This window comes from Rheinheimera sp. (assembly GCF_030824435.1).
In the GTDB taxonomy this organism is placed as follows: Bacteria; Pseudomonadota; Gammaproteobacteria; order Enterobacterales; family Alteromonadaceae; genus Pararheinheimera.
On record NZ_JAVBXS010000074.1, the window covers coordinates 1 to 9,591 of the forward strand.

The window sequence follows — 9,591 nt, forward strand, 5'->3', positions numbered from 1 at the left end:
GCAGTTGCTGATCCGGTTAAGTGCTATGGGTTATGCCATTCCGGGCACTGTCATTGCCATTGGCGTGATGTTGCCACTGGCTTTTATGGATAATCAGCTTGATCTCTGGGCAGAACAATATTTGGGTGTCCGCACCGGTTTGTTGTTGTCCGGCACTGTGGTGGCGCTGCTGCTTGCTTATGCAGTGCGGTTTCTGGCAGTGGCGTTGCAGGGTATTGAAGCTGGCCTCGGGCAAATTAAACCCAGTATGGATCAGGCCGCCCGTTCGCTTGGGCTCAAACCCAGACAGGTGTTATGGCAGGTACATGTGCCTTTGTTGCGATCTTCCGTCTTTACCGCCTTATTGCTGGTGTTTGTGGATGTACTCAAAGAGCTGCCGGCCACTTTGTTATTAAGACCTTTTAACTTTAATACCCTGGCGGTAAAAAGTTATGAGCTGGCGTCTGATGAGCGGCTGGCCGACGCTGCTTTGCCGGCGCTGACCATAGTGCTGGTTGGTCTTGGGCCAGTGCTTTTGCTCACCAGAGCGCTTGATAAAAAATCTTCTGTGGGGCACTGATGCTGGAACTGAATCATATTGCTGTGGCTTATCAGTCTTTTACCGTCGTGAAAGATGTGTGTTTTAAGCTAAAAGCCGGTGAAATTGGTTGTTTGGTTGGGCCGTCGGGTTCAGGCAAAACCAGTTTATTAAGGGCCATTGCCGGTTTTGAAGTGGTACAACAAGGAGAGATTCAGCTGGCCGGTGCGCTGGTCAGTAGCCCTTCGGTGATGTTGCCGGCGGAAAAACGCCAGGTCGGTGTGGTGTTTCAGGATTATGCCTTGTTCCCGCATTTAACAGTGGGCGAGAACATTAGTTTTGGTTTGTTTGCTTTAAGCAAAGCGCAGCAGCAGGCCAAAGTGTTGCAGTTATTACAGCTGGTGGGCTTGGCCGGCATGGGCAACCGTTTTATTCATCAGTTGTCCGGTGGTCAGCAGCAGCGGGTGGCGCTGGCCCGTGCTTTGGCGCCAGAACCAAGATTATTATTGCTGGATGAACCCTTTTCCGGTCTGGATGCTGATTTACGCGATTCGCTGGCCCGCGATATCCGCGCCATTTTAAATCAGCTGGGTATTACCGCTGTGATGGTGACCCATGACCAGCATGAAGCTTTTGCCATGGCCGACTGGATAGGCGTGATGGCGCATGGTTTGTTACAGCAATGGGGCACGCCTTATCAGTTGTACCATCAGCCAGCCAACAGATTTGTCGCCGATTTTATTGGTCAGGGTGATTTACTGACAGGCCAGATGTTAGACCCATACAGTGTCCAAACCTGTTTAGGGGTATTTCGCCAGCCACAGGCCACAACACTGGCTGCCGGTATGGCGGTGGATTTATTAGTGCGGCCCGATGATATTCTGCATGACGACCAAAGCCCGCTCAGAGCCAAAGTGCTGAGCCGTGCTTTTCGTGGTGCTCATATGTTATATCAGCTGGAAGTGGGGGATGGTGAAAAAGTCAGTTGTCTGGCACCAAGCCATCACCAGCACGGGATTGGTGAATATATTGGCATCAGGCCGGAAATTGATGATTTGGTGTGTTTTTTACGGCCTGTGGCAGGTTAAAGGGACGCCAGCCCGTTATTCTTCCAGATAACGCCGGTAAATGTCGGTGCCTTTATTGTTGATTTGCTGTTGCCATAATAATTCTGCCAGTTGTTGTTCCCGCTGGTAAAAGTTCTTGCTGAAAATTAAATAACCTCTGCTGTCGTACAAAGGTGGGTACAAAATCTTAAGGCCACGCAAGCTGATTTGCGCCGGGCTGACTTTTAAATCACCAATCTGACAAAGTCGGGTAATGGCGTTAATCCGGCCTTTTTCCAATAAATCCAGATCCATGTCGCTGGAGCTGGTGTAATGCATACTGAATTTTTGTTGTGGGTTGCTTTTGAGCGGGGCGTAACCCAGCGGTCTTGCCACCACCAGTTGCTCAATGCCGGTAAAACCTGTGCCTGTCCATTGCCAGGGCGCATCCTGCCGACTCACCAGACAAGTGTGATGTAAATTAAAAGCCCGTTGTGGATCAGGCTTGCCATCCCGGTAAGGGAACACAGCAAACTCAGCGCGTTCACTACTGTAACTGCCCACTACGGCATCTATTTCGCCAGTGGCCAGCGCCGCCAGACAACGTTTCCACGGCAGTCGTTGTAGTTTCAGTTCAAGTTGTGGCACTGCTGCCACCAGTTGTTGCAGATGTTCAATAGTAGCGCCTGGTTTATTGGGCAGTACCTGGGCACCATTACCGTAATAATAGGGGGCTAATTCTTTGTCTTCAAAACAGAAATTCAGCGGCACTGCGGCGCTGACAGAAGATGCGGCAGAACATGCAACAGCACAGATAAACAGCAGCAAAATTCTGAGCATAAACATATCCGGGAATGAAAATATCTGCAGAGTATAGCGCCGTCGTAATAAAAATACTGATGCTTTCTAGTGTTCATTCCGGCAAATCACAAGGCTGCGAAGGTAAAACCCCTTTGCTACAGCGGGCTTATTCAGTTAAGAATTTTTTGATGGTTGGCCCGGCTGCAGCAATATTAAATAAGCCATCCAGATGACCCCAATTGCCAGGAATTTCATGCAGTTGCGCTTTATTGCCGGCCTGTAACAGCAGCTGTTGGCTTTTGGCTGACATGTCCGGTGTTAATAACAAATCGCCAGTGGCAGGTAAAAACAAGGTTTTAGCGCTGATGTTGCCAAGGGCCTGTTGCCAGTTGTCTTGCATGCCCACCCGCCATAATTGCGAAGCCCGCACCAGATACAAAATATGGTTGGCATCCTGCAGCACAGCACGGGCAGCTGCGGCTTGTCGCAGCTGTTGCCAAGCTTGTAGCTCACTTTGAATATACAGATGGGCGTTTTTATCCAATGCAGATTCCGGGTATTTCTGATTAAAACCAACAGGGTTAGAAGCATCCTGGGTGATATAAGCCAGCGCGGTAATTAAACCTGCAGTGGGCTGTGCTGCTTTGCCGTAATAATTGCCTTGTTGCCAGTTGGGGTCGGCTTTAATAGGTTCAGCCCAGCGCTCGAGCCGCACCGCACTCCAGCTGTCGATATGGGCAGTGCCAATAGCGGCTATTAAACGTTGTACTCTTTTTGGATAACGACTGGCCCATTCAATGGCCTGAAAAGAACCCATCGAAGGGCCAATCACGGCATACAAAGTGTTGATGCCCTGGCTGTCTAAAAAGGCTTTTTGTACTTCCACAAAGTCAGTGATAGTCACCACCGGAAAACTCAGGCCATAAGGTTTACCTGTATCCGGGTTGATGCTGGCGGGGCCTGTGGTGATGACATTGGGGTCTTTTACGTTGGCATTGACCAGCGTATCCATACTGACCACATAAAATTTGTTGGTATTGATGGCTTTACCCGGGCCAATAATAGCGTCCCAATAACCTGGCGTAGTGTCCGTTGGCTGGTATTTGCCCGCTGCATGCGAAGTGCCGGAAAAATAATGGGTGATCAGAATCACATTAGATTTATCGGCATTGAGGGTGCCATAAGCTTCCCAACCCACTTTGACGTTTTGAATGGTTTTGCCACTTTGGGTTTTAAATTCTTTTAATTCAAACTGTTGTTTTTGCACCAATAACTCAGCCTGCGCCAGCGGCGTCAGTAGCAGGCTACAGAGGCAGAACACCATAAAAATCAAACGCATTTACAGCTCCTTCAGTGAAAAACGACGGCTAAAACCAAAAGTGAAAAAAGACGGCAAAAACCAAAGAAACTAAAGCCATTGAAACAACACTATCGCCAGCACAGTGCCAATTAAAGGCACCAGCACTGTCACAACCGCCACTGGCCAATAAGCGTTTTGATGGCTTTCACCACAAATAGCACGGATGGTGGTGACCACATAACCGTTATGCGGCAAAGAATCCAAAGCGCCTGATGAAATCGCCACGACCCGATGCAGCTGCTCGGGTTCTACACCACGTTCTAAATAAGTGGGCGCAATTTCCGGCAGCGCTATTACCTGGCCGCCGGATGCTGAACCTGTGACACCGGCAATCACACTAACAGCTACAGCAGCGCCCAATAGCTCAGGCCCGGGCAGCGCCACTACGGCATGTACTATCTGGTCAAAAGCCGGCGTCAGTTTGGCAACACTACCAAAACCCACCACAGCAGCTGTGTTACCTATGGCCAATAAAGCACCGGTCACGCCGTCGTTCAGCGCTTTATCCAGGTTCTGGACAAAACGGCGGTTCAGTAAATACAGGCAAAGCACACCGCCGCTCAGCGCCACTATTAAGGCCGCTTGTTGCAGGCTGTGATGTAGCCAGTTTGACAGCACCAGTACCACAATCAGCGGAATAATACCCAGCATAGGGTGGGGTAAAACCCTTTCGCCAACAGCAGGGTCGCTGTCGCGGCCAATAAAATGTTCACCTTTTGCAACTGCCTGATTAATCATCTTTTTCAGCAAACCATAACCCAAAGCCGCCATAAAAATGGCCACTACTAAACTCACTTCCCAGCCGGCATAAGGTGAGGTTTTTAAATATTGAATAGGGATCCAGTTTTGAATTTCCGGTGAACCGGCCGAGGTCATGGTAAAAGTGACAGAGCCCAGCCCCAAAGCGGCCGGAATAAAACGCCGTGGCAAATTGGCGTCTTTAAATAAACTCACCGCCATAGGGTAAGCCGAAAAAGCCACCACAAAGACACTAACACCACCGTAAGTCAGTACAGCACAAGCCAACACCACAGCGGCAACGGCATGGCCTTGGCCGAGTTTTTTCACAATGGCAAGGGCAACAGCATCGGCGGCGCCTGTGTGTTCCATCAATTTGCCAAACAAAGAACCCAATAAAAACATTAAAAACCAGCTGCTGACAAAAGACGCAAAACCATTCATATAACCGTGCACAAAGTCGGCCTGGCTTGCGGCTAATCCCGGGGTAGTTCCGGCAACCTGCCAAAACGGAATGCCATTGGTTAGTGCCACCAGCAGCGCACAAAGGGGCGCCAGAATAAACAAATTAAAGCCGCGCATGGTCAGCACTATCAGCAACAACAAGCCGGCTAACAACCCCAGTAGACTGAGCATAAACAAATCCTTATCGGTTTTTTTGCAGTCTGATCTATCCGTTCTGACATCTCTATAGTACTAAGGTACAGATTAACATTTGGTCAAATCGGCCTAGAGTAGAAAAAACTAAAACAGTATGTACCGATTGATCAGCAGGAGAAGCCAGATGGCCCATAACAATAAAACGACCCGCCGTTTCCAACCCAATATGCTGGCTTTTGCCGTCAGCACTGTGCTGCTTGGCGCTCTGTTGCCAGCCACTGCCCAACAACAAAACAATAACGACAACGCCAAAAAAGAAGCTGCGACTTTAGAAGTGATTCAGGTGACAGCGCGGCGCACCGCCGAAAATTTACAGTCAGTGCCAGTTGCAGTGACTTCGATTGGCGCTGAAGATTTAAAACAACGTGGCATCGAAAACATTACCTCAGTACAACAATATTCGCCCAACACCACTATGCAGGTGTCGCGGGGTACCAACAGCACTTTAACCGCTTATATCCGTGGTATTGGCCAGCAAGACCCACTCTGGGGTTTTGAATCCGGTGTTGGTATTTATCTGGACGATGTTTATATGGCGCGGCCACAAGGCGCGGCTTTAGATATTTATGATGTTGAACGTATTGAAGTTTTACGCGGCCCGCAAGGCACTTTATATGGCCGTAATACCATAGGTGGCGCAGTGAAATACGTCACCAAAGCGCTGTCGGGTGACAACGAATTTGCCGTGCGTGGCACTGTTGGCAACTATGGCCAAAAAGACCTGAAACTGTCGGGTCAAACCGCTTTAACCGACAAGTTATTTATTGGCGCTGCCGGTGCTGTATTTAACCGCGATGGTTTTGGCACTTACCTCAATACTGGCGATGAAAACTATAACAAAGACATCACTACCGGTCGATTGAGCCTGCAATATCAGGCGGCTGATAACTTACGTTTTAGTTTTGCTGCTGATGAAACCCAGGATGATTCCAATAGCAAAGGGGGTCATCGTTTAACCCCCAGTCTGCTGACTAAAGAAACACCACCAACTAATGTGTACGACTCCAACACCAGCATGCCGGTGGATAACTCAGTGGAAACCAGCGGTCAGTCGCTGACCATGGCCTGGGATGTCAATAACGACTGGACCATTAAAGCAGTGTCAGCACGGCGGGAAGGGGTAACGGACACCAATATCGATTTTGACTCCACCCGTTTACCGTCGTTAGACGTACCGGCTTTTTATGAAGACGAACAAACTTCGCATGAATTGCAATTTTTGTACAACAGCAACAAGCTGAAGTTTGCCTCAGGTCTTTACAAATTTGACGGTGAAGCCTGTGGTGCTTTTGGCACTGTGATAGTGGCAGGCGCCGGTGTGACAGTGGAAAACGGTGGTTGTGTCGATACCGACTCTATGGCCGCTTATGCCCAGGGCACCTATCAGTATGACGACAAGTGGTCTTTCACCTTAGGTGGCCGTTATACCGAAGATGACAAAGACGCTCAGGTGTACCGTTATATGTATCTGGGTTACAAACTGCCGCGGGTACAAGGCGGCACACCACTGCAGGTACAAACCGACTTTGATAAAAGCGCCAGCTTTAACCATTTTTCACCCCGTATTGGTTTTGAATATCAGGCCAATGACGACATGATGTTGTACGGCAGTTACACCGACGGTTTTAAATCCGGTGGTTTTGATATGCGCGCTGTGAAGTCACTCAACCCAAGTGCCGACGAGCCTTATCAGCCGGAAACAGTGGATACTTTTGAACTGGGTATTAAAAGCGAATGGCTGGACCGTCGCCTGCGTTTAAATGCCGCGGTATTTACCGCTGCTTATGACGATATGCAGGTGACAGTGCAACGCGCCGTGGGCAATAACGTAGCATCCCAGGTGTTAAACGCTGCCAGCGCCGACATTAACGGTATTGAACTGGAAGCCACTGCTGTTGCCACAGATGCGCTGCAATTTAACCTGATTGTTGGTTATACCGATGCCAAATTTAACGAAGTAGTGTTTTATGACGCCGCAAGTAAAACCAGTATCGACGTGTCGAATTTGTGGTCTTTTGCCAATACGCCGGAGCTGACCGCAACTTTAGGCACTAAGTACACAGTAGCTCTGGCCGGTGGCGAGCTGGTGCTGAACGCCAATCTGGCACATCGCAGCGAAACGCAGATTTTTGAATTGCCTTCAGTGCTGGACAGCGGCGGTTACACGCTGTTTAACGCCGGCGCCACTTGGTACGCGCCGGACGGTCATTGGGATGTTTCGTTGCAGGGCCGTAACTTAGGCAATAAAGAAGTGCGTATTGCCGGTTATAACTTCCCGCTGCTGGCCGGTGAACAAACCATTACCGCTTATTACAACGACCCAAGAACGGTTAGTTTGTCGGTGGGTTATCGGTTCTGATGTGAAAAGATGTTGCCGGGGCTTTCGCCCCGGTTCATCATCAGCTTCTGCTTGTGTTAACTGTGGTTTTGTATGATTGCCATTATTGCTGATGACCATCCGCTGTTTCGTGTTGCGCTGTCGCAGGCGCTGCAAGCCATTTTGGGCAGCGACGCCCAGCTTTTTCAGGCACATAGCATGGCGCAGTTGTGGCCTTTGTTGCGTAGCCATCCCGATACCCAATTAATTTTACTGGATTTAAAACTACCGGACGCCGAAGGTTTTGCCGGCTTAACGGCGCTTCGTACCGAATACCCCGATATTAGTGTGCTGATGGTGTCGGCCATTGAAGAACCCGCTGTGATTAAACAGGCGCTGCAATTAGGCGCTGCCGCTTATTTGCCAAAATCGGCACCTCTGGAAGTGTTGTCTGAAGCTGTTGCCGCTGTATTGGCGGGTGAGCGTTGGTTACCGGCTGAACTTGAGGCTTCGGTTTCACAAGCGGCTGATCTCATTGACCAGCAATTTGCAGGTGCCTTGGAGCAACTGACACCCCAGCAATTTCGGGTGTTAAAAATGATTGCCGATGGCCTGCTGAATAAACAAATTGCTTATGAAATGAATGTGCAGGAAACCACAGTCAAACAGCATGTTTCTGCCATTTTGCGCAAGCTGGAGGTGAATAACCGCACTTTGGCCGGCATTATGTTTGAAAAGCTGAAACTGCCGGATAATCTGTGAATTTTATAACCCGATGGGCTGGCAAGCTGCGTAAAAAAACGGTGCTGTTTTGGTGGTTTAAAGGCCAACTGATCAGCAATATCAATGGTAAAACAACAGTTTGAAAAAACACTCGCCAAAGCGCAATGAGCTGATATGCTGGGCATTCCGGCACCTGACAAATTCAGGTTGTTGTTTCCGGCTTGCAGCGGGCAGTACCCCATGACAAAAACTCCAACTTTGAATAACAACACTGTTTTTTCAACCATCTTCAGCTGGTTGCACTTAACCCATTGGCCGGCGGCTTTGTGCCGTAGTGTGCTGTTATTTGTATTGTGGTTATTGGTGTGGCAACTGGGTCGGCTGGTGGAATATAGCGAACATGCCAGCGTTTGGTTTCCGGCCTCTGGCCTGAGTTTTGCGGCTTTATTATTGTTTGGCATCAGCGCCATGCCTGCACTGATTGCTGCCGCTGTTGTTATTACCCTCTGGACTGTTAACCATTACCAGCTGCCGCTGAGTCTGGACGACAGCCTGAATGCCGGTTTTTTATTTGCCATGGCGCATTTGTTGCCTTATGGCCTGGGCGCCTGGCTGCTGCATTGGTTGTTGCCGCTGGGGCAGCGGCATTTACCCAAACTTATCGTTTCATTTTTGCTGATAGCAGCTTTTAGCTCTTTGCTGGCAACAGCGCTGGTGCTGACCCAGCTGGTGTGGTGCCAGATGTTGCCGCTGGCCGAAGTTGCTGCCACCTGGTTGCCGTTCTGGATTGGTGATATGGCCGGTGTGCTGGCGCTGGCGCCGTTTTTTATTGTGATGCTGCGTTCTTTTAAAAAGAACAAACGCTTACAGCTACAAGACTTATTGGATATGCAGCCCATCGAATGGAACAGGCCGCTGTTTGCCAAGCTGCTGCTGAATCTTTTATTAATTACCTCAGCCATGATGCTGGCGCATTTAGCCGATTCGGCCAACAGCGCTTTTGCCATTTTCTTTTTGGTGATCCCACAAATGTGGTTAGCCTGCACCGAAAACGCCAAACTGAATGTGCTGAATCTGGCGCTGACCAGCTTTTTAATTGCCTTTTGGGTGCATTGGTTTGGTTTACTGGAATTTGTCATGGTGTATCAGTTTGCCATTAGTGTGATAGCGGCTAACACTTTGTTTGCTATCACTTTGCCAAGGTTAATTGACGACAATAACAAGCTGCGGCTGATGGCCTTTACCGACAAAGTCACCAGGGTGGCCAACAGGGAATGGCTGGAGCGCCAGGCAACTATGGCCATTGCACGGGCACAAAGGGTGCAACAACCGCTGTCGTTAATGGTGTTTGACGTGGATCACTTTAAACAAATTAACGACGAGTTTGGTCATCAGGTGGGCGACGAGGCGTTATTACAGCTGTGCCTGA

8 protein-coding genes are annotated in these 9,591 nt (G+C 49.4%); 5 read left to right on the forward strand and 3 right to left on the reverse strand.

Going from position 1 to position 9,591, the window contains the following annotated elements:
• The coding region (locus RCH83_RS13395; RefSeq protein WP_306522916.1) for an iron ABC transporter permease at nucleotides 1–559 on the forward strand (559 nt) is incomplete at its 5' end.
• The gene (locus RCH83_RS13400) at nucleotides 559–1,605 is read left to right on the forward strand and encodes an ABC transporter ATP-binding protein (RefSeq protein ID WP_306522918.1); all 1,047 of its coding nucleotides are present in this window, start codon (nucleotides 559–561) and stop codon (nucleotides 1,603–1,605) included. The genes RCH83_RS13395 and RCH83_RS13400, both read left to right, overlap by 1 nt.
• 15 nt (nucleotides 1,606–1,620) lie before the next feature.
• Here the strand turns inward: RCH83_RS13400 and RCH83_RS13405 are convergent, their stop codons facing one another.
• The 3 genes from RCH83_RS13405 to RCH83_RS13415 all read right to left on the reverse strand — a co-directional run bounded on the left by RCH83_RS13405 (nucleotide 1,621) and on the right by RCH83_RS13415 (nucleotide 5,098).
• Nucleotides 1,621–2,403: an ABC transporter substrate-binding protein gene (locus tag RCH83_RS13405; RefSeq protein ID WP_306522920.1), complete on the reverse strand. Its 783-nt coding sequence runs from the start codon at nucleotides 2,401–2,403 to the stop codon at nucleotides 1,621–1,623.
• 127 nt (nucleotides 2,404–2,530) lie between these two features.
• On the reverse strand, nucleotides 2,531–3,703 hold the full coding sequence (locus RCH83_RS13410; protein ID WP_306522922.1) for a homoserine O-acetyltransferase: 1,173 nt from the start codon (nucleotides 3,701–3,703) through the stop codon (nucleotides 2,531–2,533).
• A gap of 69 nt (nucleotides 3,704–3,772) precedes the next feature.
• Nucleotides 3,773–5,098, reverse strand: coding sequence for a GntP family permease (locus RCH83_RS13415; RefSeq protein WP_306522924.1), 1,326 nt, complete (start codon nucleotides 5,096–5,098; stop codon nucleotides 3,773–3,775).
• A 148-nt stretch (nucleotides 5,099–5,246) separates the two neighbouring features.
• On the opposite strand from RCH83_RS13415, the gene RCH83_RS13420 reads away from it, so the two are divergent.
• The 3 genes from RCH83_RS13420 to RCH83_RS13430 all read left to right on the forward strand — a co-directional run.
• Nucleotides 5,247–7,481, forward strand: a complete 2,235-nt coding sequence (locus tag RCH83_RS13420) for a TonB-dependent receptor (protein ID WP_306522926.1) — start codon at nucleotides 5,247–5,249, stop codon at nucleotides 7,479–7,481.
• A 72-nt stretch (nucleotides 7,482–7,553) separates the two neighbouring features.
• The gene (locus RCH83_RS13425) at nucleotides 7,554–8,201 is read left to right on the forward strand and encodes a response regulator transcription factor (protein WP_306522928.1); all 648 of its coding nucleotides are present in this window, start codon (nucleotides 7,554–7,556) and stop codon (nucleotides 8,199–8,201) included.
• A gap of 201 nt (nucleotides 8,202–8,402) precedes the next feature.
• Nucleotides 8,403–9,591, forward strand: a 1,189-nt coding sequence (locus RCH83_RS13430; RefSeq protein ID WP_306522930.1) for a diguanylate cyclase, incomplete at its 3' end; no start/stop codon positions are given.

Excerpts from the sequence above, each read along its gene's own strand:
- RCH83_RS13400 (WP_306522918.1), top strand. The coding sequence starts at position 559 with ATGCTGGAACTGAATCATATTGCTGTGGCTTATCAGTCTTTTACCGTC.
- RCH83_RS13405 (WP_306522920.1), bottom strand. The coding sequence starts at position 2,403 with ATGCTCAGAATTTTGCTGCTGTTTATCTGTGCTGTTGCATGTTCTGCC.
- RCH83_RS13410 (WP_306522922.1), bottom strand. The coding sequence starts at position 3,703 with ATGCGTTTGATTTTTATGGTGTTCTGCCTCTGTAGCCTGCTACTGACG.
- RCH83_RS13415 (WP_306522924.1), bottom strand. The coding sequence starts at position 5,098 with ATGCTCAGTCTACTGGGGTTGTTAGCCGGCTTGTTGTTGCTGATAGTG.
- RCH83_RS13420 (WP_306522926.1), top strand. The coding sequence starts at position 5,247 with ATGGCCCATAACAATAAAACGACCCGCCGTTTCCAACCCAATATGCTG.
- RCH83_RS13425 (WP_306522928.1), top strand. The coding sequence starts at position 7,554 with ATGATTGCCATTATTGCTGATGACCATCCGCTGTTTCGTGTTGCGCTG.